This window comes from Vibrio sp. La 4.2.2 (genome assembly GCF_027586995.1).
Classification (GTDB): Bacteria; Pseudomonadota; Gammaproteobacteria; order Enterobacterales; family Vibrionaceae; genus Vibrio; species Vibrio mediterranei.
In genome coordinates, this window is sequence record NZ_JAPPTJ010000006.1 from 11932 (window position 1) to 34799 (window position 22868).

General features: G+C 44.1%; 27 protein-coding genes and 2 tRNA genes. 12 read left to right on the top strand and 17 right to left on the bottom strand.

Annotated features, from left to right (window positions below; genetic code table 11):
- Positions 1-27 precede the first annotated feature (27 nt).
- On the top strand, positions 28-537 hold the full coding sequence (gene crr / locus OH456_RS14640) for a PTS glucose transporter subunit IIA (RefSeq protein WP_031494205.1): 510 nt from the start codon (positions 28-30) through the stop codon (positions 535-537).
- Between the two features lie 92 nt (positions 538-629).
- Here crr and yfcE read toward each other — a convergent pair whose 3' ends face one another.
- The 5 genes from yfcE to OH456_RS14665 form a co-directional block, all read right to left on the bottom strand.
- The gene (gene yfcE / locus OH456_RS14645; RefSeq protein WP_006075628.1) at positions 630-1181 is read right to left on the bottom strand and encodes a phosphodiesterase; all 552 of its coding nucleotides are present in this window, start codon (positions 1179-1181) and stop codon (positions 630-632) included.
- 64 nt (positions 1182-1245) lie between these two features.
- Positions 1246-1650 (bottom strand): CBS domain-containing protein, encoded by a 405-nt coding sequence (locus tag OH456_RS14650; protein ID WP_006075627.1) that lies wholly within the window; start codon positions 1648-1650, stop codon positions 1246-1248.
- Positions 1647-1997, bottom strand: coding sequence for a P-II family nitrogen regulator (locus OH456_RS14655; RefSeq protein WP_006075626.1), 351 nt, complete (start codon positions 1995-1997; stop codon positions 1647-1649). Before OH456_RS14655 ends, OH456_RS14650 begins: the two co-directional genes overlap by 4 nt.
- On the bottom strand, positions 1987-2796 hold the full coding sequence (locus OH456_RS14660) for a DUF1538 domain-containing protein (RefSeq protein ID WP_270033735.1): 810 nt from the start codon (positions 2794-2796) through the stop codon (positions 1987-1989). The genes OH456_RS14655 and OH456_RS14660 overlap by 11 nt, the downstream gene beginning before the upstream one ends.
- A complete protein-coding gene (locus OH456_RS14665; RefSeq protein WP_124940727.1) occupies positions 2793-3527 on the bottom strand; it encodes a DUF1538 domain-containing protein in 735 nt (244 codons plus the stop codon). The genes OH456_RS14660 and OH456_RS14665 overlap by 4 nt, the downstream gene beginning before the upstream one ends.
- 234 nt (positions 3528-3761) lie before the next feature.
- On the opposite strand from OH456_RS14665, the gene OH456_RS14670 reads away from it, so the two are divergent.
- The 5 genes from OH456_RS14670 (at position 3762) to OH456_RS14690 (ending at position 8404) form a co-directional block, all read left to right on the top strand.
- Positions 3762-4676, top strand: a complete 915-nt coding sequence (locus OH456_RS14670; RefSeq protein ID WP_270033736.1) for a TIGR01777 family oxidoreductase — start codon at positions 3762-3764, stop codon at positions 4674-4676.
- Positions 4677-4739: 63 nt separating this feature from the next.
- Positions 4740-5567, top strand: coding sequence for an SDR family oxidoreductase (locus OH456_RS14675; protein WP_006075622.1), 828 nt, complete (start codon positions 4740-4742; stop codon positions 5565-5567).
- Positions 5568-5943: 376 nt separating this feature from the next.
- Positions 5944-6798 (top strand): co-chaperone YbbN, encoded by an 855-nt coding sequence (locus OH456_RS14680; protein WP_270033737.1) that lies wholly within the window; start codon positions 5944-5946, stop codon positions 6796-6798.
- A 221-nt stretch (positions 6799-7019) separates the two neighbouring features.
- Positions 7020-7955, top strand: coding sequence for an SPFH domain-containing protein (locus OH456_RS14685; RefSeq protein ID WP_270033738.1), 936 nt, complete (start codon positions 7020-7022; stop codon positions 7953-7955).
- The gene (locus OH456_RS14690) at positions 7952-8404 is read left to right on the top strand and encodes an NfeD family protein (RefSeq protein ID WP_198557427.1); all 453 of its coding nucleotides are present in this window, start codon (positions 7952-7954) and stop codon (positions 8402-8404) included. Before OH456_RS14685 ends, OH456_RS14690 begins: the two co-directional genes overlap by 4 nt.
- 27 nt (positions 8405-8431) lie before the next feature.
- Here the strand turns inward: OH456_RS14690 and OH456_RS14695 are convergent, their stop codons facing one another.
- The 4 genes from OH456_RS14695 to OH456_RS14710 form a co-directional block, all read right to left on the bottom strand.
- On the bottom strand, positions 8432-8755 hold the full coding sequence (locus OH456_RS14695) for a hypothetical protein (RefSeq protein WP_270033739.1): 324 nt from the start codon (positions 8753-8755) through the stop codon (positions 8432-8434).
- A gap of 88 nt (positions 8756-8843) precedes the next feature.
- Entirely contained in the window at positions 8844-10037 is a 1194-nt protein-coding gene (locus tag OH456_RS14700; protein ID WP_252038772.1) for a DEAD/DEAH box helicase, read from the bottom strand.
- 103 nt (positions 10038-10140) lie between these two features.
- A tRNA-Arg gene (locus OH456_RS14705) sits at positions 10141-10217 on the bottom strand.
- An 82-nt stretch (positions 10218-10299) separates the two neighbouring features.
- The gene (locus OH456_RS14710) at positions 10300-10650 is read right to left on the bottom strand and encodes a hypothetical protein (protein ID WP_124940722.1); all 351 of its coding nucleotides are present in this window, start codon (positions 10648-10650) and stop codon (positions 10300-10302) included.
- A 366-nt stretch (positions 10651-11016) separates the two neighbouring features.
- On the opposite strand from OH456_RS14710, the gene OH456_RS14715 reads away from it, so the two are divergent.
- Both OH456_RS14715 and OH456_RS14720 read left to right on the top strand, forming a co-directional pair.
- A complete protein-coding gene (locus OH456_RS14715) occupies positions 11017-12192 on the top strand; it encodes a helix-turn-helix transcriptional regulator (protein ID WP_270033741.1) in 1176 nt (391 codons plus the stop codon).
- 95 nt (positions 12193-12287) lie between these two features.
- On the top strand, positions 12288-13349 hold the full coding sequence (locus OH456_RS14720; RefSeq protein WP_270033742.1) for a hypothetical protein: 1062 nt from the start codon (positions 12288-12290) through the stop codon (positions 13347-13349).
- A 186-nt stretch (positions 13350-13535) separates the two neighbouring features.
- Here the strand turns inward: OH456_RS14720 and OH456_RS14725 are convergent.
- A tRNA-Arg gene (locus tag OH456_RS14725) sits at positions 13536-13612 on the bottom strand.
- A 205-nt stretch (positions 13613-13817) separates the two neighbouring features.
- Between OH456_RS14725 and folD the strand changes: the two genes are divergently transcribed.
- Complete coding sequence (folD, locus tag OH456_RS14730; protein WP_038225364.1) at positions 13818-14681, top strand: bifunctional methylenetetrahydrofolate dehydrogenase/methenyltetrahydrofolate cyclohydrolase FolD; 864 nt, start codon at positions 13818-13820, stop codon at positions 14679-14681.
- A gap of 55 nt (positions 14682-14736) precedes the next feature.
- Here the strand turns inward: folD and OH456_RS14735 are convergent, their stop codons facing one another.
- Positions 14737-15714: a lytic murein transglycosylase gene (locus OH456_RS14735; protein ID WP_031494242.1), complete on the bottom strand. Its 978-nt coding sequence runs from the start codon at positions 15712-15714 to the stop codon at positions 14737-14739.
- Positions 15715-15738: 24 nt separating this feature from the next.
- A complete protein-coding gene (locus tag OH456_RS14740) occupies positions 15739-16014 on the bottom strand; it encodes a YcgL domain-containing protein (protein ID WP_006075752.1) in 276 nt (91 codons plus the stop codon).
- Between the two features lie 180 nt (positions 16015-16194).
- Between OH456_RS14740 and minC the strand changes: the two genes are divergently transcribed.
- Genes minC through minE form a run of 3 tightly spaced genes read left to right on the top strand, consistent with a single transcriptional unit; the run spans position 16195 to position 17958 of the window.
- A complete protein-coding gene (gene minC, locus OH456_RS14745) occupies positions 16195-16857 on the top strand; it encodes a septum site-determining protein MinC (protein ID WP_270033743.1) in 663 nt (220 codons plus the stop codon).
- Between the two features lie 21 nt (positions 16858-16878).
- A complete protein-coding gene (gene minD / locus OH456_RS14750; RefSeq protein WP_252038770.1) occupies positions 16879-17691 on the top strand; it encodes a septum site-determining protein MinD in 813 nt (270 codons plus the stop codon).
- A 3-nt stretch (positions 17692-17694) separates the two neighbouring features.
- Positions 17695-17958: a cell division topological specificity factor MinE gene (gene minE, locus OH456_RS14755; RefSeq protein WP_031494240.1), complete on the top strand. Its 264-nt coding sequence runs from the start codon at positions 17695-17697 to the stop codon at positions 17956-17958.
- A gap of 45 nt (positions 17959-18003) precedes the next feature.
- Here minE and rnd read toward each other — a convergent pair whose 3' ends face one another.
- The 5 genes from rnd to OH456_RS14780 form a co-directional block, all read right to left on the bottom strand.
- A complete protein-coding gene (rnd, locus tag OH456_RS14760) occupies positions 18004-19122 on the bottom strand; it encodes a ribonuclease D (protein ID WP_031494239.1) in 1119 nt (372 codons plus the stop codon).
- A gap of 74 nt (positions 19123-19196) precedes the next feature.
- A complete protein-coding gene (gene fadD / locus OH456_RS14765; protein ID WP_006074292.1) occupies positions 19197-20897 on the bottom strand; it encodes a long-chain-fatty-acid--CoA ligase FadD in 1701 nt (566 codons plus the stop codon).
- Positions 20898-21065: 168 nt separating this feature from the next.
- Complete coding sequence (locus OH456_RS14770; protein ID WP_198557426.1) at positions 21066-21932, bottom strand: alpha/beta fold hydrolase; 867 nt, start codon at positions 21930-21932, stop codon at positions 21066-21068.
- Positions 21933-21934: 2 nt separating this feature from the next.
- The gene (locus OH456_RS14775) at positions 21935-22483 is read right to left on the bottom strand and encodes a Slp family lipoprotein (RefSeq protein WP_006074290.1); all 549 of its coding nucleotides are present in this window, start codon (positions 22481-22483) and stop codon (positions 21935-21937) included.
- Between the two features lie 34 nt (positions 22484-22517).
- Positions 22518-22835 carry a hypothetical protein gene (locus OH456_RS14780; protein ID WP_006074289.1) on the bottom strand — a complete coding sequence of 106 codons (318 nt, stop codon included), beginning with the start codon at positions 22833-22835 and terminating at the stop codon, positions 22518-22520.
- Positions 22836-22868 lie beyond the last annotated feature (33 nt).

Here is a 22868-nt window from a genome sequence, read left to right on the forward strand (position 1 = left end):
ACAAAATCAAACCTTTAGGAGCACAACATGGGTCTGTTTGACAAACTGAAGAAGCTAGTATCTGACGACAGCGCTGACACTGGTGCAATCGAAATTATCGCACCTCTTTCTGGTGAAATTGTAAACATCGAAGATGTGCCAGACGTCGTATTTGCTGAGAAAATCGTTGGTGACGGTATTGCAATCAAGCCAGCTGGTGACAAGATGGTAGCTCCTGTTAACGGTACTATCGGTAAGATCTTTGAGACGAACCACGCGTTCTCTATCGAGTCTGACGACGGCATCGAGCTATTTGTTCACTTCGGTATCGACACTGTTGAACTGAAAGGTGAAGGCTTCAAGCGTATCGCTGAAGAAGGCCAATCAGTAAAAGCAGGTGACACTATCATCGAATTCGACCTAGCACTTCTAGAAGAGAAAGCTAAGTCAACGCTAACTCCTGTTGTTATCTCTAACATGGACGAAATCAAAGAGCTGAACAAGCTTGCTGGTTCTGTAACTGTTGGTGAAACGCCAGTACTACGCGTAACTAAGTAATTAGTTAATCTCGACGTAGAAAAAACGCAGCCTTGGCTGCGTTTTTTTATGTCTGCGACTTGTCTGAACAAGTTAATTGCCTTGTTATCTACTCACCTTGATAGCGAGATTGATGCTAAAACGTCTCCAGCAAATGTTTTTACACTGAGAGTATTATCTTCAAACAATCCATAGCTCGCAGCATAGCCATCTCGTGGGAATGTGATAGAGCCTGGGTTGAAGATAATTTGCTCTCCTTGCCACTCGGCTACTGGTATATGTGTATGTCCATGAGCAATCACGTCTCCTTGCTTTAACGCAGGTCGTTTATCTGTGTTGTAAAGATGCCCATGAGTTAAGAACAATCGCTGTCCATTTGCCAACATTACCCATGCATAGTCACTCATCATAGGAAAGTCTAAGAGCATCTGGTCGACTTCACTATCGCAATTGCCTCGTACCGCAATAATACTGGTGCTGAGCTCATTAAGCCGTTCAGCTACTTTAGGTGGGTTATAGCTCTCTGGTACTGGATTTCTCGGCCCATGGTTAAGCACATCACCTAAAATCACTAAATGCTCCGCACCTGAGCGATGATACTCTGCTAGAACCTGTTCAGTGGCATCAAGACTGCCATGCAAATCAGAAGCGAAAAATAGTTTCACTGGTTTATCTCCACCATTACTAATGGGGGAGTATTGTAACTCAGCTAAACCCAGTTCGCCTGTCTCATTCCTCTTTAGCCATACCATTCACAACAATGTTATTGTAACTAACCATGCCAATCACCTTACCGTGTTCAATGACAGGCGCACGACTAATCCCAAACCGCTCGAATAAGCGAGCGCAATATTTCACATTCATATTAGGGTCAACAGACAGTGCAGGCTTAGTCATAATCTCATAGATGTTTGTTCGCTCGGCTGAGCGGTTTTTCGCCAGCACCTTTTTGGCAATGTCATTCATCAAAACGATCCCGTATTCATCATCATCATGACGCTTTTCGACAACCAGTGCTTTTACCCGATGCTCACGAGCTAAAACGATACCCTCATGCACTGTCTTTAACCCATCCACCATCACATAACTGTTTGCCATGACATCACGCACACAGACTTTCTCATGTCGGCTCATAGCTCATCCTCTACTACTTTAGTTAATGTCTCAACTTGGTGAGCGACACCTACCGCATCCTCTATATCGATCTGCACCGCAATCCCCTGTCCCGAAGTTTGGTCAAACTCTCCGACCTTATTAATGGTCTCTAATATCTGCCGCGATAAGTGCTCTTCTACTACAAACAACAGCACATCTTTTTGAACCTCTAAGGTAAGTCCAAAGAAGGTTTGCTTTTTGTTAAGCCCTTCCCCTCTCGCGTTATTAATTACCGTTGCTCCTGTGGCTCCCGCTGTACGAGCCGCATCAAGAACGGAGTCTGTTTTACTGTCTTCAACAAATGCCAGAATGAGCTTAAAGCGCATTGTTCTTCTCCTTTGAAGCTAGATCGCGATGCTTTGAACGTTGACTCAAAAATTGAATCAACTGTGCATACGCCATCACGGAAATAATAGGAAATAAGCTAGCAAACGCGATCAAACCAAACCCATCAATCATAGGGTTTCGTCCCGGTACGGTGGAAGCTAGCCCCAACCCCAACGCCGTCACCAAAGGGACCGTGACCGTTGAGGTCGTCACCCCGCCAGAGTCATACGCTAACGGAATAATAAATTTGGGAGCAAAATAGGTTTGAATCACCACCAAGATGTAGCCTGCGATGATGTAGTAGTGAATGGGGTCTCCGACAACAATACGATAGCTGCCAAGGGAGATACCAACAGCCACCCCCAGCGCCACTGCGATTCTTAACCCATTTACTGAAATCGAACCTGCAGAAACTTGATTCGCTTTGATAGCAACCGCCAATAACGATGGTTCAGCAATCGTGGTACTAAACCCTATACAGAAAGCAAACAGGTAAACCCAATAATAGTCGATCCACTCCAATGACAGGCCTACCGTCACCTTAAATTCTTGCAAGAATTCAGGTGCCGTTAACTGCATCGCCATGGTTTCACCTAACGGGAACAGAGCAAGTTCTAATCCCACTAAAAACAAACTAAGCCCGAGAATCACATAGCCAAAGCCAAGTAGAACTTTTAACGGGTTAGTAATTGGCTTCTTCAAGATCGCAAACTGAAATCCGAAAATGATCACCATGATCGGTGTAACGTCACGAACCGTGAGCAACAGTGTGGTGAGAAAATCCAAGATGATAGTCATACTGCAATCATCCCGTAAACCATAACGAACATCATTGGTAACAGCGACGCAAAGGCGATGAGACCAAAACCATCTAGCATAGGGTTACGCCCCCTAATGGTACTGGCTAGCCCTACCCCCAGAGCGGTGACTAATGGTACTGTTATTGTTGATGTAGTTACGCCACCTGAATCGTAAGCCACACCGATAATGTACTCCGGTGCGAACCCTGTCAGTATCACTACACCGACATAACCGCCAATAATCATCCACTGGATAGGCCAACCTTTAAGTATGCGCAGCACACCTAATACAATGGCAAGCCCAACTGAAATGGCAACGGCCAAGCGCAAGCCATCCGCATAGTCTTGCATGGCCTCTTCCGTCATCGGAATTTTCCCCCCTTCCGCCGCCACTTCAGCTGCTTCAGCAGATACCGCTGTTAGCGCAGGCTCGGCAATGGTAGTCCCAAAGCCTAGACAGAACGAAAACACCATCAGCCAGAAGACGCTGCCCTTTCGTGCAAACGACTGAGCCATGGACTCACCGATGGGAAATAACCCCATTTCTAACCCAAATACAAAAAAGGTCAGCCCTAGGACTACAAGCAATAGGCCAAATAAGATAGAGAGAACATTAGGAAGCGGCTCTTGCAGTACGACCAATTGGAAAAACAGCACGACCAAAACGATGGGTAGTAGATCTTTGAAACTACTGGCCATTGAATGAAGAAGCGCTTTCAATCCCTGCATCGCTTTCCCCCGCTTCCATACGATAGTTTCATGATGGCACACATTAAATGTAAGAAGATGTGACAATAATGGCAATATTGCGCAATGCTCGCGTCAATCCCCAAGAGTGTGACTAGTACAACATGCGCTACAGCCACAACAACGTTAGTTAATCCTCTGATTCATTGCTATATTTACTTATTCAGCAACTGAGTCATATCGGTAAGTTGTCAATTACTGAGGAGAAGGACAGAGATGAATTTGCTTGTAACAGGTGGCACAGGGTTTATTGGTCGAGAGTTACTGAAACACCTAACCACCTACTCCATCACTCTGCTGACCCGTGATGAACAAACAGCAAGACAAACGCTACATCACACTGACTGTGGCAATATTCACTATGTCGATTCATTAGATAGCTTTAACGACCTCAATGAATTTGATGCCATCATAAATCTCGCTGGAGAACCGATTGCAGATAAACGTTGGAGCGAGGCTCAAAAAAAACGTATTTGTGATAGCCGCTGGAAGATCACCGAAACTCTTGTGGAGCTGATTCACGCCAGCACGAAACCTCCTGCAATTTTTATTAGTGGCTCAGCTGTCGGTTATTACGGAGATCAACAAGATCATCCTTTCGACGAGAGTCTGCATGTCAGTCAGGATACCTTTGCTCACAACGTCTGTGAACGTTGGGAACACATCGCCTTGCGAGCACAGTCCGATCAAACAAGAGTGTGTCTATTGCGCACTGGTGTTGTGCTTGGCGAAGGTGGCGGAGCATTAGCTAAGATGCTGCTGCCCTATAAACTGGGGCTCGGTGGACCGATTGGTAACGGAAAACAATATATTCCTTGGATACATATACTAGATATGGTGCGAGCGATTGTTTGTTTACTGGAAACTGAACACGCTAGCGGGCCATATAATTTCTGTGCACCTCATGCCGTCACTAACGCAGTTTTCAGTAAAACACTGGCAAATTCATTGGGCCGCCCTCATTTTTTATTTACTCCTAAGTGGGCGATTAAACTCGCTATGGGAGAATCTTCATGCTTACTGCTTGATAGCACGAGAGCAAAACCTAAAAAGCTCACAGAGATCGGCTTTAACTTCTCCTTCCCTCATATCGACTCAGCGCTGAAAAACATCATCGCAAACTCGCGCTAGACCTCGTCTACCATTAGCGTTAACCTTTACTGAAAGGGAATAAATCATAGGGTTAGCGCAAAAATGGGAAAGGCCATTCTTATCACAGGTTGTTCTACGGGAATCGGTTACGTTGCAGCACATGAGTTGCAGAATAAAGGCTACAAGGTCATTGCGTCGTGCCGCGACCCAAAAGATGTGGATAGGCTCAACCAAGAAGGACTGACTTGTATTCAACTCGACCTGACCGATAGCAAGAGCATTAAATTGGGAGTCCAAAAAGCACTCGCTTTATGTGAGGGGAGCCTTTATGCCTTGTTTAACAATGGTGCCTACGGCCAACCCGGAGCCCTAGAAGACCTGCCAACCGATGCACTAAGAGAACAATTTGAGGCAAACTTCTTTGGTTGGCATGAACTGACGAAACAAGTACTACCGGTAATGCGAAAACAAGGCGACGGTCGTATTATTCAAAACAGCTCTGTCCTCGGGTTTGCTGCGATGAAATACCGTGGAGCGTATAATGCCTCTAAATTTGCCCTCGAGGGATGGACCGACACTCTCAGACTTGAGTTATACCAAACAAACATCAAAGTATCACTCATAGAACCAGGGCCTATTGAGACACAATTTAGAGCCAATGCCAAGGCCGCGTTTTTAAAATGGATTGATATTGATGCAAGCGTACATAAAACGCATTACCAGCAACAACTAAGCCGATTATCAGCGGAAGGCTCAAATAATCAATTCGTGCTGCCGCCGGAATCTTGCGTTGTGCCACTTTTACATGCTCTCGAGTCAGACAAACCCAAGTTACGCTATCGAGTCACCACACCAACGAAGATATTTGCGGTACTAAAACGTCTACTTCCAAGCAAATGGTTAGATCCGATTCTGCGAAAAGCCGCATAAAAAATGATCATTTGTAATTTTAGTGTCACATATGAAGGATATATTGCTCAACGTAGTTAAATACAAGAGACGAAACCATACCCTACACAAGTTGGAATCATCTCTCTAACACCTTGCTCACAGCGATATCAATTTGGAATTCTAAAAATGACGCTAAATCAGCTAAACTGGCTGGCTGTGGGTGTAACACTTGCATACTTTGTAATGTTTTAAACACCTTCGCTTGCTGCATTTCTGAAATCCATAAACGCCGCGCTTCATAGTGCGGCGTTTTGGCATCTAAATTCTGTAATCTCTTCGACAAACCTTGATTTTTGGTTCACCAATACCAATCTTGAAAATAGAACAATGCGAATCACTTAATAAGGATAATTCAATGCAACCAGCGTACATTGTTGATTTAAATGAGCAAAATTTCCGCGAAGTCCTCGAAGGCTCAATGACAGCTCCCGTGCTGATCCACTTTTGGGCACCTATGAGTGAAGAAAGCGCTCAGTTAATTCCTGCTTTAAAGGCATTAACAGAACAATACGCCGGCGCCTATACACTGGCATTGCTGAACTGTGAAGAGCAACAAGCGATTGCTGGACAATTCGGTGTTCAAGCACTTCCTACGATTGCGTTATTCGTGAATGGCCAACCTGTAGACGGACTAGGTGGTCCACAACCAATTGAAGCGGTCAAAGCTATGCTGACCAAACATCTTCCAAGTGAAGATGAACTTAACGCTCGCAAAGCGCTAGAGTTATCACAACAAGGTGAGTTTGAAGCTGCTATTTCTGCATTTGGGACTCTTTCCGAAGAGTATCAAAATAAAGGTGAAATCAAATTGGCAGTTGCCAATTGCTTGCTTGAAACCAATCAATTTGAACGTGCAGAACAAGTACTCAACACTATTCCAATGGAATACAAAGACAACCACTATAAGAGCTTAGTGGCGAAATTAGAACTGCACAAACAGGCAGCTGATAGCCCTGAGATTCAATCTTTAGAAGCGGCATTACTAGCAAACCCTGAGGATCTTAAACTGGTCGCAGAACTTGGTCTTCAGTACCACCAAGTGAATCGTGATGAAGAAGCACTTGCTCTGATATGGACGCCTCTGAGCCGTAATTTGAATGCGCTTGATGGAGACCTGAAAAAAGCCTTTATGGATATCTTGTCTGCGCTAGGTCAAGGTAACCCTATCGCCGCTAAGTATCGCCGTCAGTTGTATTCTCTGCTCTACTAATAACTTAGTCACACTCTATTCTAAGGGAAGCGCAGGCTTCCCTTTTTCTTATTACGCCAATTTATTTCGTCGAACCGCTCATCCTACCTATCAGTAATCAGTTTAACTCCATGATAAATTTAATGATTACTCGTCGAAAAAATACATACCTTTACACAGTATTGTCTTAACAACGCTGTATACTGTTTAGGATTGTACATTTTTAATACAAGGATAGACTCATGGATATTGATGCAATGGTCACCATAGGTGGTTTCATTCTGGTCGCAATTGTTTTTATTGTGGCCGGGGTCAAAACCGTACCACAAGCCAACAACTGGACCGTAGAAAGATTCGGTCGCTATACCCATACGCTTAGACCTGGGCTGAACTTGATTATCCCTTTCATTGATTCTATTGGCAGTAAAATCAATATGATGGAAAGAGTTCTAGATATTCCGCCACAAGAGGTCATCTCCAAAGATAACGCTAACGTGGTCATTGATGCAGTATGTTTCGTTCAAGTCATCGATGCGGCAAAAGCTGCGTATGAAGTGAACGATCTTGAGCATGCTATTCGTAACCTGACATTGACCAACATGCGTACCGTGCTTGGCTCAATGGAACTGGATGAAATGTTAAGCCAACGTGACTCTATCAATACCAAACTGCTTGCGATTGTCGATGAAGCAACTAACGCATGGGGCGTTAAAGTGACTCGTATTGAGATCCGCGACGTACAACCACCAGCAGACCTAACCGCAGCGATGAATGCTCAGATGAAAGCAGAACGTAATAAACGTGCCGACATTCTAGAAGCAGAAGGTGTGCGACAAGCAGAGATCCTTAAAGCCGAGGGTCATAAGCAATCTGAAATCCTCAAAGCCGAAGGTGAGAAACAGGCTGCTATACTTCAAGCAGAAGCACGTGAACGTGCCGCAGAAGCGGAAGCTAAAGCAACTGAGATGGTTTCAACTGCCATTGCACAGGGCGATATGCAAGCAGTGAATTACTTTATTGCTCAAGGCTATACTGAGGCTTTGAAATCGATTGGTCAGGCGGAGAATGGTAAAATTATCATGTTGCCGATAGAAGCAACTGGACTCATGGGATCTGTAGCTGGTGTTGCAGAAATGTTTAATCAGTCAAAGCCTCAACAAAAGAAGGATAACGCGTGATAGAACTGCTTAGCCAAGTCAATTACTGGCACTGGTTGGCTCTAGGATTATTACTGCTATGTGGCGAGTTACTCGGTACCGCTGGCTACATGTTGTGGATTGGCATCGCAGCAATGTTGGTGGGTATTGTGCTCGCCTTTATTCCTATCAGTTGGCAACTGCAATGGATTAGCTTTGGGGTGTTTGCGTTGGCATTGACTTGGCTATGGTGGCGTAAACAACATCGAGTTGATAAGCAATCAGATAAGCAGCGAAGCCTAAATCAGAAAGACAAACAGCTCATAGGTCAAACGTCGGTGTTGGAGCAAGATATTACCAGGGGAAAATGTCGAATCAAACTTGGCGATACTTCCTGGTCCGCATACTCTGACTCTGACTTACCTAGTGGTACCTTGGTCAGAGTGATAGATGTCGATGGAATAACCCTTCTGATTGAGAAAGCAGAATAAAGCAAAATAGACACCTCAAGTAGGTGTCTATTTTGTTTCAAAAGGCGTAAAGGAGTAGACCATTCCTTTATTTATTAGCGCACTTAATGTTTTACCTACACAACTATTTCGACTTGAGCGACCCACTGCAGAAACCAGTCCTTTCTTGTCAAGCTTCACCACGTGTGTACCGTCTAAACTTCGATAAAAAACAGTTTTGCGCTCGTCTTGATAATCCACCAGTAGAACGATAGCACCCGCACGGTAAGGCTTACCGACCTCACACACTAACGCATCTGGAAAACCATCGAACACCTCCGACAGCGAAGGTGCAGAGAATGTTAGCAAAATTACCAATAAAATCCTTTTCACGGTTCAGCTCACTCTACGTTTTGTTAAAAGTAAACTAGTAAATAGCGAGCAAGAGTCCTTTTAATTTCATTGGTATTTCTAAATGAGATTATCGCTGTTCGTCACGTTTATGCTTAGGTACATAATTGAGGATAGAAATCGGCACCGGTTTTCTTGGTACAAAGCCTTCAATTTCAACTCGCTCAAGCAAATGGCCTAATCGGCTTTCTATCATACACAGGTTTTTGAAGTTATCTTTTGATACCAACGATAACGCCTCACCCGCAGCATCGGCACGACCAGTACGTCCAATTCGGTGAACATATTCATCTGCTGGATAAGGTAAGTCGTAGTTAATCACCACTGGCAAGTTTTCAATATCAATACCGCGTGCAGCTACACCAGTTGCCACCAAGTATTGAATCTCACCGACTTTGAATGACTCGATAAGTTGCTGACGAACTTTTTGGTTACGACCACTATGGAACGCTTCAGCAGCAATGCCACGTTTTTCTAATTGGCTGACAAGCTTAGCTGCACCATGCTTGGTTTCAATAAAAATAAGCGCTTGCTTCCATTGATTCTGCTGCAATAGATGACTTAAAAGTGAAGACTTCATGTCTTTATCGACAGTGACTATCCACTGCTTAATATTGCTCTTAGAAGCACTGTGCTTAGTGATAGCAATTTCTTCTGGGTTGTCTATCGCAGATTTAGCAAGGTCGCGGACAGGATTAGACAATGTCGCTGAAAACAACAAACTTTGAGCATCTTCTGGTACACGAGCAATAATCTTGTTGATCGCTTCGATAAAGCCCATATCCAGCATTTTGTCAGCTTCATCCAACACCAAAGTCTCGACTTCATCAAAGTGAATTGCACGCTGACCGTATAGGTCTATCAAACGACCTGGAGTTGCTACAACAATATCCACACCATCAATTAAAGCTTGCTTCTGCGGTGCGTAATCAACGCCACCAAACATCGCCATAGATTTTATTGACGTAAACTGTGCATAAGCTTCAATGCTCTGGTTCACCTGAAGAGCCAGTTCACGAGTTGGCGTTAAGATGATCGCTCGTGCACGCTTTTTACGTTCAGTTTGACCTGCACTAAGTCTCTCTAAAATAGGCAAAACAAAACTCGCTGTTTTACCCGTTCCAGTTTGCGCCGCAGCGATAAGATTGCTGCCTTTCAAAACAATAGGAATCGCCTTAGTCTGGATAGTTGTTGGTTTTTGATAACCAACCTCTTTGATAGCATCTAGTAATGGTTGGCTTAACCCTAGTTTAGAAAAGGACATGGTGAACTCTCTTGAAGGTGAAATTGCAGATAGTGTAGCAGACATACGTCCATAAAACGCAAAACCCCTGACATCTCAAAGAGCTATCAGGGGTCTTAAATAATGGCACGCCCTGTAGGATTCGAACCTACGACCACATCCTTAGAAGGGACGTGCTCTATCCAGCTGAGCTAAGGGCGCTTCCTGGCTGGACCAACAGCCCAGGAGCAAGAATTGTATAGGACTGGACTAGATAACTCAACCAGTTACCGACCTTATACTATCAATAGTTAGCAAACACCTTTAAATAGCACAAACGAATACCATGAATGAATAACGGTTCCAGCAGTTTCTTGATAACTTGCCTCTGAGTGAATGGCGTCAGTAGTCCCAAAGCAACATCTGAATTAGGGTAATCGTTTTTTATTTTTATAATTCTCTCTACCAAGTGTTCATATTCATCATCAAATTCAGCAATAAACACATCAAAAACAAATGGCCTACCCTTTGGTGTAACCCCAGACAAGAATGGCGAACCTTCAACTAATTCCACGTTAAGAAACAATTTATAGTTCAACGTTTGCAAATCACTAACTATAAAATTTGCTAAACGAAATTGCTGTTCCGCTTTCATTTATCACCTCTATTATCGCTCCTGATAACAAGAATAACCAATAGCGGAGGCCATTTTATCTCCCCTGAACAGGGGGGTAAGAAAAACATGTGAAAAGACGAGTACTAGTAGGCTATCTCCTTAAGGCCTGATTCTATTACTCACGCTATTCTCAGAGTCAATTCACAAATATCTCAATTATGAAACAACAATCACACTAACAGACGTGAATCCGGTCAAAAAATCGGCATTTCATCAAGTTGAATATTTAATATAGTAGTACGTAACTTCCCCACTATTAATTTTATTACCAGCAGACGTGGTTCTTAATATGTTGAATTGGACTCGATGTATTCGCTGGTGTCACTATGGCGACAAAGGACTACTATGGACACTATTGAAAAAGCCACACTGCTGCGTTTCAGTGAACTAATCGATTTACTCTACCAAGCACCAACTCATCAACACGGCTTTCAGCCATTTTTGGAGCTACTCGTTTCGGAATTCAATTTAGCAGATGCCGTTCTTCATATTCAAAATACGACCAGTGATGCCATAGAAGCGGCTTGGATTGCAGGACCAAAGACCGATGTCATCATTGAGTTTATTGAAAACAACCTTGAGGAAGGTAACTATATTCACGACTATATTGATAACGCTCCGCCTAGCCGCTTTTACACACTGTTAGGTGATATAGGCCGACCAGCCCCCCAGTATCTGACATCTAGTCAAAAATTGGTCGAGAAATGGTTTGATAGTAATCAGATGCTTGACGTCTCTTCGGCTGTAATTGGCAGATTAGAGAACCAGATCGCGATGCTCAGTATTCATCGCGATATGAGCGCCCAGGCATTCTCGCGAGACGATGTGCTGATCCTAAATGAGCTCATTCCCCACATTCAACGCGCGTTTAGTCTCTACCAACAGTTTAAAGAAATTCTTAATGAAACAGCTAATTTACATCACTTGATAGCTCAACTTCCCCATGGAGCCTTATTGTATGACAGCAAAGGAGCACTGCTCTCCGTAAACCAAAAAGCTATCGAACTTGGCGAGCTTCATGATGACTTAGAGGTGAACCAACAACGTTTTTCCATCAAGGATATCTCTGTGAAACGTGAATACATTGCCAACCTATTCACCGTGTTAAAGCGCGGGGAAAACAACAATCTCGCCTGCAAAGTCACTCATCTTTCCAACAAACTTTCACCAATCACTATTCTATTAGTTCCTATCGGTATCGAGCACCCAACGCCCTACCAAGATCATTCTATACTTAAAGACTATGAAATAGGTGCCATCGTCTACATCTATGACCGACAACACCCAATACATGTCAATTCAGAGTTTCTCAAAGCGATTTTCGGCCTAACTGATGCGGAAACTGAGGTGTGTGAACTCATCGCCAGTGGCTATACCCGCAATGAAATTGCGGCTCTTTTAGAGCGCTCCACCCACACGATTAAAGATCATATTAAATCGATATTCATCAAAACCGGCAGTCATTCCCAGTCCGACTTAATAGCAACATTGCTGACTAGTCCTGTCTACCCCCCCTCTTAGGGGATAGGTTATTTGTGGTTAGTTTTGTAGTTTTTAATACGGCCTTTACGGTTAAAAAAACAAACACACTAACAACATTTACAAAGGGAATTGTCATGTCTATTCGCGCGAGAAAAGGGCTTTTAGCCTCCTCACTATTGACTATTTTTCTAGTTGGCTGTAATTCAGATTCATCGGACGGCGATGCATTGAGCACCAGTAAACTTGAGTTATCCACACTATCTGCCTGCTCATTCGATGATCCTGTTGACCCAACAGAGAATGATTACCAAGCCGCTGTTGCAACGTGCTCACCTTCCAGCAGTCAAAATGCCCAAGCTCAGAGTACCTCAGTTCAAAGTACCCTAGCTAAAGATACGACGTACTTCAGAATTAACAATAAGGGACAGGTTAGGTCATTCGAAGCTCAAAGTGATGGGAAGTTTATCTATCATTATATTGGTGCGGGAGGTGAGTCAGGGACTGCCAGTGAATCCAATGGTTCGACCCGCTTTGATTGGCTGGATCCAAAAGACGGTTATATTCTCATTAATGTTATTGATGAGGATGCGCAATCAATATCAGCACTCATCTACGAATATTACTTTGATGACGATACGTCGCAATACGAAACCACGTATTACAGCTCGTTATTTGCTAAGGCTTATACGCCAGTCCAATGTAAACAGCGCGACAATCCTAACTTTGAAAACAACCTTACCGATGAACATGCGGTCACAAAAACCGAGTTCGACACGATTATCACCGACCAATGCAGAGTAACGCTAGGTGGCAAATTCGCCAAATTCGATGAAGCAAGATTGATAAAAGCACAAGATGTCTATAGTGGCGATGGTGAAGGCAATTATGAGCGATTTGTATTTGACAATACTCCTAGCTCAGTCAACACAGGCTGGTATGAGTTTGAAATACGCGACAAAGATGATGCTTTAGACAGTTCCGGGGAATGGAAAGTCAATGACGATGGTGCATTATTGCTGACTCTAACCGAGAAAGGCATAGAATATGAGCATCAGCTTTATATTACAGCGACTGATGGCTTTACGACCATGGTGAAAGTATTTACAACGTCTGATGAGTATATAAATCAGGGATTTGCAACAGATGTGGGGTCTTTAAGCTCTTTGGTCATGTACTCTCAAGAGCCTGACTTCTAAACCGTACAAAGTCCAAAGTCTTAACAATAAAGAGTAATCGTGCTTAGCCGGTTACTCTTTTGCCATTTATAACCATTTGAACAACCAAAACGATAATATTGCGAAAACAGTTCAACAATGCGAAAAGCAGCACTAGATCAGCTAACAGGGTAAAACAGACAGAGATTGAATAGCAAGAGAGGAGAATGGCACGCCCTGTAGGATTCGAACCTACGACCACATCCTTAGAAGGGACGTGCTCTATCCAGCTGAGCTAAGGGCGCGCTATAGGGAAAGGATTATACGAGTTAAGACTGGTAAATCAATGGCTTTGTGACTCATACTAGTTTAAGTGCCCAAAAAAAAGTCAACATACCATTAAAAGCTGAAAAACACACCAATGCAAACGTTTGCGTTGTAGCTTTTGAAATAATTTTCTGGGACAATGCACACAAAAATAACAGCCAATTAACTTTCTCAAGGAAAATTATGTCTGCTCAAAACATTGACGGGAAACTTATTTCTCAAACCGTACGCTCTGAAGTCGCTGCTCGTGTTAAAGCGAGAACGGATGCAGGGTTAAGAGCGCCGGGACTGGCGGTCGTTTTAGTCGGTGAAGATCCTGCGTCACAGGTTTATGTGGGTAGTAAGCGCCGTGCTTGTGAGGAAGTTGGTTTTGTTTCCAAATCCTTCGACCTGCCAGCAAATGCCAGTGAAGCTCAACTACTCGCTCTCGTTGATGAGTTAAACGAAGACCCAGAAGTCGATGGCATTTTGGTTCAGTTGCCTCTACCGGCTGGAATCGATACTACACACGTTTTGGAACGTATTACTCCAGAAAAAGATGTTGATGGATTCCATCCATATAATGTCGGCCGTCTAGCGCAACGTATCCCCAAGCTACGCTCATGTACGCCTAAAGGCATTATTACGCTTCTAGATCGTTACAATATACCAACGAGAGGCAAGCACGCCGTTATCGTTGGTGCGTCTAACATTGTTGGTCGTCCAATGACATTAGAATTGCTACTTGCCGGGTGCACCACCACCACGTGTCATCGTTTCACCAAAGATCTTGAAAGCCATGTGCGTCAAGCTGATATCGTTGTCGTAGCCGTCGGTAAACCAAACTTTGTCCCAGGTAATTGGATCAAGAAAGGAGCTGTTGTTGTCGATGTAGGTATCAACCGCTTAGAGAACGGTACTTTAGTGGGTGACGTAGAATACGATGTGGCAAGAGAAAACGCTAGCTTCATTACCCCTGTCCCAGGTGGTGTCGGCCCTATGACGGTTGCCAGCTTGATTGAAAATACGATGATTGCCTGCGAACAGTTCCACACTGCAAAAAAATAATCGGTTGTTCAATTTCTAAAAAAGGACTGGCGTCTCTGACGTCAGTCCTTTTTATTTAATCCATAGCAATACGATCTGCTAGATGACTCACAGCGAGGGCGAAGTAATATGAGCGATTCCACTTCATCAGGACATTGTAGTTGTTATATACCAAGTACACACGGCCATTTTCGTCATCGGGCATAATAAGCCATGCTTTGATATCTTCGTCCAACTGAGGCAGTGGTCGACCATCGTAACGAGTGACACCGAGCTTACTCCACTCCTTAAGATACTTACCTTTTTCAGCTTCACGCCCTTGTAAATCGGGTGAAATACCATGTGGTACTTTGACCTGACGACCCCAAGTATATTTATCGTCCCAACCAGATTTCGCTAGGTAATTCGCTGTCGAGGCAAACACATCGGCTTCACTATCCCAAATGTCTTTTTTCCCGTCGCCATTACCGTCAGCGGCAAAGTTCAAAAACGAACTCGGCATGAACTGGCTTTGACCCATTGCACCCGCCCATGAACCTTTCATATCATCGGGAGCAATATGCCCTTGTTGAAGAATCGTTAATGCCGCTAGTGCTTCTTTACGGAAGAAGGCTTCACGGCGTCCTTCATAAGCTAACGTCGATAAGGCATCGATTACACGATAATTACCAGTAAAGCGTCCGAAATTACTTTCTACGCCCCAAAGCGCGACAATAAACCTTGGTTGAACACCGTATTCATCACCGATACGTTTTAGCTCAGCATAATACTTGTTGTGCAATTCTTTGGCCTGCTTCACTTTCCAATCAGGCACCGCTCTTGGAATATATTCGTCCAGCGTTAGCTTCTTTTCAGGTTGGTTACGGTCAGCAGTGACAGCTCTCGGCTTATACTCGACACCTTTAAATGCCTCTGTCAGAATTTGTTCAGAGATACCTTGTTGGCGAGCTTCTTCTTTAAGCCCAGCAACGTACTCTTCAAACGTTCCTTTCTCTTGCGCAAATGCGCTCGTGGCTAGGCTTGCTCCTAGCATAACTGACAATAATCTCTTCACCGTGCCCTCCCCTGAGCATCTAGGCTATTTTTGCTGAGCTTTTTGCTCTTTATATTTCTCTAATAGATTTTCTGGTGGTGGAGGTAGCTGTAAGAAAAAGCCCTCATTCTCAATAGAAGCTTTTACTTTCTCTACATCCACTTGAGCCAGTGTACGTTTTGCAAGGTTGACCACCATGACCATAGTTGGTTTTCCAAACATCTGCATCAGCGCATCTGGAACTGGTGAAAAGTCATCCTTCTTGGCGATGTATAGGTACGCCCCTTCCTTTTTCGTGCTTTTATAGATAGAACAAAGCATTGATATATCTCTTTTTGTCGCCAATCTTCTCATCCGGAAGAAAGTATTTGGTTAGTTTATGGAAAATTGAGAGTTAATTATCCATTTGAGCGCAAGATAGCTTGCTGTATGTAGTGTTGAAATATAACATGATTATCCTATTTAAAAAGCAATGTCATTGGCACAAGGATTTGATCAGCAATGTCTCAATCCCCAGATCTGAAAGGCAGTAGCTTCACCTTATCGGTGTTGCATCTTTCTGACAACGATGTTTCTAAAGCAGTTCATTTTTTGCAAGAAAAAGTCTCACAAGCACCGACATTTTTTGCATCGGCTCCTGTGGTTCTAAACATCAGTAAAGTTGACGGCGATATCAACTTCCTAGACCTAAAACTTGGCGTAGAAGAACTTGGTATGATCCCAGTAGGTATCACCGGTTGCCAAGATAAACGCACTCAGAATCTCGCCATTGAAGCTGGCTTTGCTGTAATGACCGCAAGTAAAGCCCCTTCTCAAGCACCCGCGAAGATGGAACCGACTATGATAGTCCGAACCCCAGTGCGTTCCGGTCAACAAATCTATGCAAAAAACAGAGACCTTGTGGTGTTAAATCATGTGAGTGCAGGTGCTGAAGTAATAGCTGACGGTACTATCCATGTCCATGGCACGCTTAGAGGACGCGCGATTGCCGGAGCTAGTGGCTCCAGTGAAGCTAAGATCCTATGTAACGACTTACAAGCTGAGTTGGTTTCTATCGCAGGAAATTACTGGCTCAGTGATCAAATTGAACGTGAATATTGGGGCAAAAAGGTAATGTTTGGTATGACCAACGACCAACTCGATTTCGAAATCCTCACGATATAATAATTTTAAGGAAAACAGATAATGGCACGCATTATTGTTGTAACGTCAGGTAAAGGCGGCGTTGGCAAAACCACTTCCAGTGCAGCAATCGCTTCTGGCCTTGCCCTTAAAGGCAAGAAAACCGCAGTCATCGACTTTGATATCGGTTTGCGTAACCTAGACTTGATCATGGGCTGTGAACGTCGCGTCGTTTACGACTTTGTTAACGTGATCAACGGTGAAGCGACACTAAACCAAGCACTCATCAAAGATAAGCGTTCTGACAACCTGTTCATCCTGCCTGCATCACAAACTCGCGATAAAGACGCACTGACTAAAGAAGGCGTTCGTCGAGTGTTAGATGACCTCGATGAAATGGGCTTTGACTTTGTTATCTGTGACTCACCGGCAGGTATCGAGCAAGGCGCATTAATGGCGCTGTATTTTGCCGATGAAGCCATTGTTACCACAAACCCAGAAGTTTCTTCAGTACGTGACTCTGACCGTATCCTTGGTATCTTGGACTCTAAATCACGTCGAGCAGAAGAGAGCTTAGAACCAGTTAAGCAACATCTACTGCTGACACGCTATAACCCAACTCGTGTGACACAAGGTGAAATGCTGTCTGTCGAAGATGTGGAAGAGATTCTGCACATCTCTCTACTTGGAGTGATTCCTGAAAGCCAAGCGGTTCTTAATGCTTCGAACAAAGGCGTCCCTGTCATTTTTGACGATGAATCAGATGCAGGTCTTGCTTACGCAGATACAGTAAATCGCCTACTTGGTGAACAAGTTGATTTCCGCTTCTTAACGGAGCAGAAGAAAGGCATCTTCAAACGTCTATTCGGGGGTTAATTCATGTCATTACTCGAGTTTTTCCGCCCGCAAAAAAAGAGCTCAGCGAACTTAGCGAAAGAGCGCCTGCAAATTATCGTCGCAGAGCGTCGCAGTGAAGGTTCACCTTCGCCATCGTACCTGCCGCAGTTGAAAGAAGACATTCTTAAAGTTATCGCCAAATACGTTGAAGTTGATCCATCCATGGTGGACTTGTCGTTTGAGCACAAAGACGATGACATCTCGGTGCTTGAACTAAACGTTCAGCTACCAGAAGATGAAAAGTGAGTGAATAACGAATAGAAAAATGGCCCGCAACTGCGAGCCATTTTTTTAATCCATAACTTTATCTAAGTTTTGACCGAACAACTCCAGTCGCCACCCTTGCATCACATCTGGCAATCTTGCCGGATCTCGGTCGTACTTCCATATCCATGAAAGGTACTGATTAAGTTGCTTTTTAGATGCTAAAAACTCAGTCGCTAAGCCACTATGCTGCGCCGCTTTTTTCACTTCATCTTTGAGTTTCTTAAAGACCTGTTTGTAACCCGGAAAATCCATTAGGCGCTCGATTTTATCTGGGTACTCTTCTTCTGGTGTTTGTTGGGCGCGTTTGACGATGGCAGCAATGCGCTCACCATGACGACGAATAGCACGTGGATCCACGCCCTCTTCTTCCATCTGCTTAGGCTTCTTAAGCGCAAAGCGCGCAATGCTCCACAGCTCTTGCTCTTTGATGACGAAGTTTAGTGCAAGATCACGCTTGAGTGCTTCATTCATTCGCCACGTGGCTAAAGGTTTGAGAATGGCCAATTGCTTGCGCTTCAATTGCCAGGCACCTTTAATGTCGAGATAAGCACTGTCTGGATTTGGCGTTTTACCACGTTTTTGCATTAACAAGTCAGATTCTTGCTGTGCGGCATCCCACCAATCCTTTGCTTCCACTTGAGCAAACAGTTTGAAATACAGAGGCCATAGGTAATAAACATCAGCCGCTGCATAATCCAGTTGCTTATCTGTCAGTGGACGCGCAACCCAATCAGCTCGGGATTCACTCTTATCGAGCTCTACACCAAGGTATTCGTCAACCAATGCGGCAAACCCCGTCGATAGTCCGTGACCTAAGAAGGCTGCCATGATTTGCGTATCGACCATTGGGAATGGCATGCATCCGAAACTGTTGACGAACACTTCCAAATCTTCTCCGCAGGCATGGAGTACTTTGAGTACAGAGGCGTCTTGAAGCAGTTCAATAAAAGGGGTGAAATCACTAATAGTCAACGGATCGATAAGTGACAGCTGCTCACCATCGTATAGCTGGATGAGACCCAGTTTAGGGTAGAAGGTACGGATACGTACAAACTCGGTATCCAACATGACTACATCGGATTCACGAGCCTTGTTACATACCGACTCTAGTTCGGCCAACTCGGTTACTATTTGATATTCCACTCAGTCTCTCTTAAAAAAACAATGCCAGCTTTGAGGGCTGGCATTCTAGCATTGATTGTAATTAAAGGTTAACGTTAAACCGTTTTTTCTGAGGTTTTGGTCAACTTGGCGTCGTTCTCTTCACGAAGTACACGGCGCAAAATCTTACCCACATTAGTCTTTGGCAAGTCCTCTCTAAACTCCACGCGCTTAGGAATCTTATAGCCTGTTAAGTGCTTACGACAGTGTTCAATGATCTCTTCTTTAGTTAATGAAGAGTCTTTCTTAACTACAAACACTTTCACAATCTCACCGGATGCTTCGTTGGCCTCACCGATTGCCGCCACTTCAAGCACCTTATCATTCAGTGCAATCACATCTTCGATCTCGTTTGGATAAACGTTAAAGCCAGAGACCAAAATCATGTCTTTCTTACGGTCAACGATATGCAAGAAGCCGTCTTCATCGAACTGAACGATATCTCCAGTCGATAACCACCCCTCTTGGTTGATAACTTCTTTCGTTGCTTCTGCACGCTGCCAGTAACCTTGCATCACTTGTGGGCCACGAACTTGCAACTCACCTTTCGAGTCATCCGTCACAGGGTTACCATCTTCATCAACAATGCGCACTTCCGTTGATGGCACTGGCAGACCAATCGAGCCGTTGTATTGCTCTAAATCGTGCGGATAAGCAGCAACAAGAGGAGAACACTCAGTTAGGCCATAGCCTTCAAGTAGCAAACAACCAGTGGTCTTTTTCCATTGCTCTGCAACGGCGCGCTGAACGGCCATACCACCACCAACAGACAACCTTAAACCACGGAAATCCAACTCATGGAAGTCTTCGTTATTGATCAGGGCATTAAATAGCGTATTAACACCAGTAATTGCGGTAAACGGATACTTTTGGAGCTCTTTAACAAACCCTGGAATATCACGTGGGTTGGTGATCAACAGGTTTTGACCACCCATTTCAATGAACAGTAAACAGTTAACCGTCAACGCAAAAACGTGATACAGCGGCAGCGCTGTCACCACCAGCTCGCGACCTTCATTCAAGACCGGCGCATACATGCCCTTAGCTTGCATCACATTGGCAATCATATTGCGATGAGTCAAAATCGCGCCTTTTGCTACGCCAGTCGTACCCCCGGTGTACTGTAAGAACGCAATGTCATCGCCCGTCATAAACGGCTTCACGTATTGCAAGCGGCGGCCTTTATGCAGCGCTTTTCGGAATGAAATTGCACCTGGCAAATCATACTTAGGTACCATACCTTTGACGTATTTCACGACAAAGTCGACTACCGTCCCTTTTGCTCTTGGCAACATTTGGCCAAGGCTGGTTAGTACCACGTGCTTGATTGGCGTGTTCTCGACCACTTGCTCAAGCGTGCTAGCAAAGTTAGAGACGATAACTATAGCTTTAGCATCAGCGTCGTTTAACTGGTGCTCTAGCTCACGCGGTGTATACAGTGGGTTAACGTTTACGGCTATCAAGCCAGCACGTAAGACACCAAACAAGGCAACCGGATATTGCAGCAAGTTAGGCATCATGATCGCGACACGATCACCTTTTTTCAGCTTTAACTCATTTTGTAAGTAAGCTGCAAAAGCGCGACTGCGCTCTTCCAACTTACGAAATGTCATCACCGATCCCATATTAACGAAGGCTGGTTGGTCAGCGAATTTATGTACTGACTGTTCAAACATTTCTACTAAAGAAGGATACTGGTCCGGATTAATCTGTTCCGGCACATCACTTGGGTATCGCGAAAGCCAAGGTTTATCCACAATTATACTCCTTGCGTGTAAGGTCACTCTTTCGTATTCATAGACTGGCAGTTAAATCAGTGTAGAGTTTAAAAACTTGTTAACACTTAGAATCTCTATGAATGTTTTATTATTCCTGCTATTACAACACAGCAGACCAGTTTGCGCACGAAAGACTCAAACACTTGTTTAATTTTTGTTAACTAGTCCAAGTATTAGCTCAAATACCTTTTTTGGCGACTCTAAATGGCAATGGTGATCGCCTTCGACCTTTTCTATCTGAGCATCGACAAGAAGAGATAAGACTTGAGGGTTCTGTAAATAGTGATAACCACGCTGCCCTAAAATCACCAAATGAGGAACAGTAATCGCAGACATAATGGCCTCTGCGTGCTCTTGCGTCATACGATAGACCGACTCACATTTAAGCTTACTGTCATGACGCCAAAACCACTGACCATCGATCAATTGCAGGTCACGTTCAACAATCGGGAGGACTGTTTCTTCCCGCAACTTTGTTGCTCGCATCCTCATTTTGATCGCATCTTGTTTGGATGGAATGGCACGTGGTGATTTTTCTCGCCAATGCTCACGACTTTCAATGCCGTTTCTTAGTCGCTCTGCGCTCTGCTCTGGGGATTCAGATAGAGGGACATGCGCTTCGATTTGAACTAATCCTGCGACTTTTTCAGGAAAGGCCGCACTATAGCAACTCGCGATTAATGCACCAAGTGAATGTCCCACTAGGTATACATCAACTGCTTCAAGTTTGAGCAAAATGCGGTGAAGATCATCGATGTAGTCGTGAAAGTTGTAAAAATGGTGCGCAGACTTATGTGTTGAATGACCATGCCCTGGCAAATCAATCGCAATAACTCGCCAAGGTACCTGATGTGCAGCAGCCTGCTCGATTAAAGATTGGAAACTGGCGGCATTATCCATCCAACCATGAATAAAAACGACCGTCTTAGCGGCCGTTAGTTTGGGGTTCAATTCAAGATAGGTCACGTACCTGTCATCTATCTTGACTGATTTTTCTTCTATTTTTGCAAGCAATGCTACTTCACCTCTTTGATAACTCTTCCCTGTGTTGGTCCGTAGTAGAAGTCGTCACAGTAATAACCCCAGCAGGAATGAAAAGAACTTGGGTTACGATTTATGATCAAGCGCTCTTCTACTCGCCAAAGATACTGCCCATATACTTTGATAACAGGAAAGTCCGCTTCGAACTCACCTACTTTACCACGCTCCACACCACCTTTATGACCACCAACGGTAATTAAGCGACCACGTGAGTACGTTACAGGGTCGACAAATCCATCAACATAAGCAATAAAACGGCCATTGGGTTCTTGGTCTAAGTCAGGCTTACCATACTTATCGATCGGAAGATTGACGATCTCAATGCGAGTTTGGCTTGGCAAGTTTTTAACCGTATCAATCACACCACCAAGGCGAACTTCAGTTCCATCCTTAGCATCAACCACCTGTTGATATTGGGAAACAACGTTTTCATTCGTTGTGGCAAGTTGCTCCGGCAAACTACCACACGCCGACAACATTATACTCAAACCAATCAGGCTAACGATTTTCGTCACCAAATTCATACTTCTTATCCTTAAATGAAAAATACTCTTATTATCATATAAAAATATCGACACCAAGTAACTGTTCAAGTTCCTCTCGTTTGGCTCGATTCATCACATCCATATAGGCTTCTAATGCCTTTTTGGAGCGTCCTTCAGGTAAATCATATTGGACTTGAGCACGCGCTACGTCAGCGTCTGATAAATGTTTTACCGAATGAGCAACAGCTTGAGCCACTTTAGTGACTTGTGTGGTTTGATTAGTTGCGTTAGTACTTGAAGGCGTCGACGCTTTCGACACAGCCTTATTCGTTTTGGCTTTCTGTGTCTTGCGTTGGTTGGGGATAGAAGGAAGGCCGTTAATCGAGACCATGAGTTAATTAAGCTAGCGCGTTATTCGCGCACT

Bases quoted from the DNA above. Each gene is read 5' to 3' on its own strand.
- crr (WP_031494205.1), top strand. From the start codon at position 28: ATGGGTCTGTTTGACAAACTGAAGAAGCTAGTATCTGACGACAGCGCT.
- OH456_RS14650 (WP_006075627.1), bottom strand. From the start codon at position 1,650: ATGAGCCGACATGAGAAAGTCTGTGTGCGTGATGTCATGGCAAACAGT.
- OH456_RS14655 (WP_006075626.1), bottom strand. From the start codon at position 1,997: ATGCGCTTTAAGCTCATTCTGGCATTTGTTGAAGACAGTAAAACAGAC.
- OH456_RS14660 (WP_270033735.1), bottom strand. From the start codon at position 2,796: ATGACTATCATCTTGGATTTTCTCACCACACTGTTGCTCACGGTTCGT.
- OH456_RS14665 (WP_124940727.1), bottom strand. From the start codon at position 3,527: ATGCAGGGATTGAAAGCGCTTCTTCATTCAATGGCCAGTAGTTTCAAA.
- OH456_RS14670 (WP_270033736.1), top strand. From the start codon at position 3,762: ATGAATTTGCTTGTAACAGGTGGCACAGGGTTTATTGGTCGAGAGTTA.
- OH456_RS14675 (WP_006075622.1), top strand. From the start codon at position 4,740: ATGGGAAAGGCCATTCTTATCACAGGTTGTTCTACGGGAATCGGTTAC.
- OH456_RS14680 (WP_270033737.1), top strand. From the start codon at position 5,944: ATGCAACCAGCGTACATTGTTGATTTAAATGAGCAAAATTTCCGCGAA.
- OH456_RS14685 (WP_270033738.1), top strand. From the start codon at position 7,020: ATGGATATTGATGCAATGGTCACCATAGGTGGTTTCATTCTGGTCGCA.
- OH456_RS14700 (WP_252038772.1), bottom strand. From the start codon at position 10,037: ATGTCCTTTTCTAAACTAGGGTTAAGCCAACCATTACTAGATGCTATC.
- OH456_RS14710 (WP_124940722.1), bottom strand. From the start codon at position 10,650: ATGAAAGCGGAACAGCAATTTCGTTTAGCAAATTTTATAGTTAGTGAT.
- OH456_RS14715 (WP_270033741.1), top strand. From the start codon at position 11,017: ATGGACACTATTGAAAAAGCCACACTGCTGCGTTTCAGTGAACTAATC.
- OH456_RS14720 (WP_270033742.1), top strand. From the start codon at position 12,288: ATGTCTATTCGCGCGAGAAAAGGGCTTTTAGCCTCCTCACTATTGACT.
- folD (WP_038225364.1), top strand. From the start codon at position 13,818: ATGTCTGCTCAAAACATTGACGGGAAACTTATTTCTCAAACCGTACGC.
- OH456_RS14740 (WP_006075752.1), bottom strand. From the start codon at position 16,014: ATGCTTTGTTCTATCTATAAAAGCACGAAAAAGGAAGGGGCGTACCTA.
- minC (WP_270033743.1), top strand. From the start codon at position 16,195: ATGTCTCAATCCCCAGATCTGAAAGGCAGTAGCTTCACCTTATCGGTG.
- minD (WP_252038770.1), top strand. From the start codon at position 16,879: ATGGCACGCATTATTGTTGTAACGTCAGGTAAAGGCGGCGTTGGCAAA.
- minE (WP_031494240.1), top strand. From the start codon at position 17,695: ATGTCATTACTCGAGTTTTTCCGCCCGCAAAAAAAGAGCTCAGCGAAC.
- OH456_RS14775 (WP_006074290.1), bottom strand. From the start codon at position 22,483: ATGAATTTGGTGACGAAAATCGTTAGCCTGATTGGTTTGAGTATAATG.
- OH456_RS14780 (WP_006074289.1), bottom strand. From the start codon at position 22,835: ATGGTCTCGATTAACGGCCTTCCTTCTATCCCCAACCAACGCAAGACA.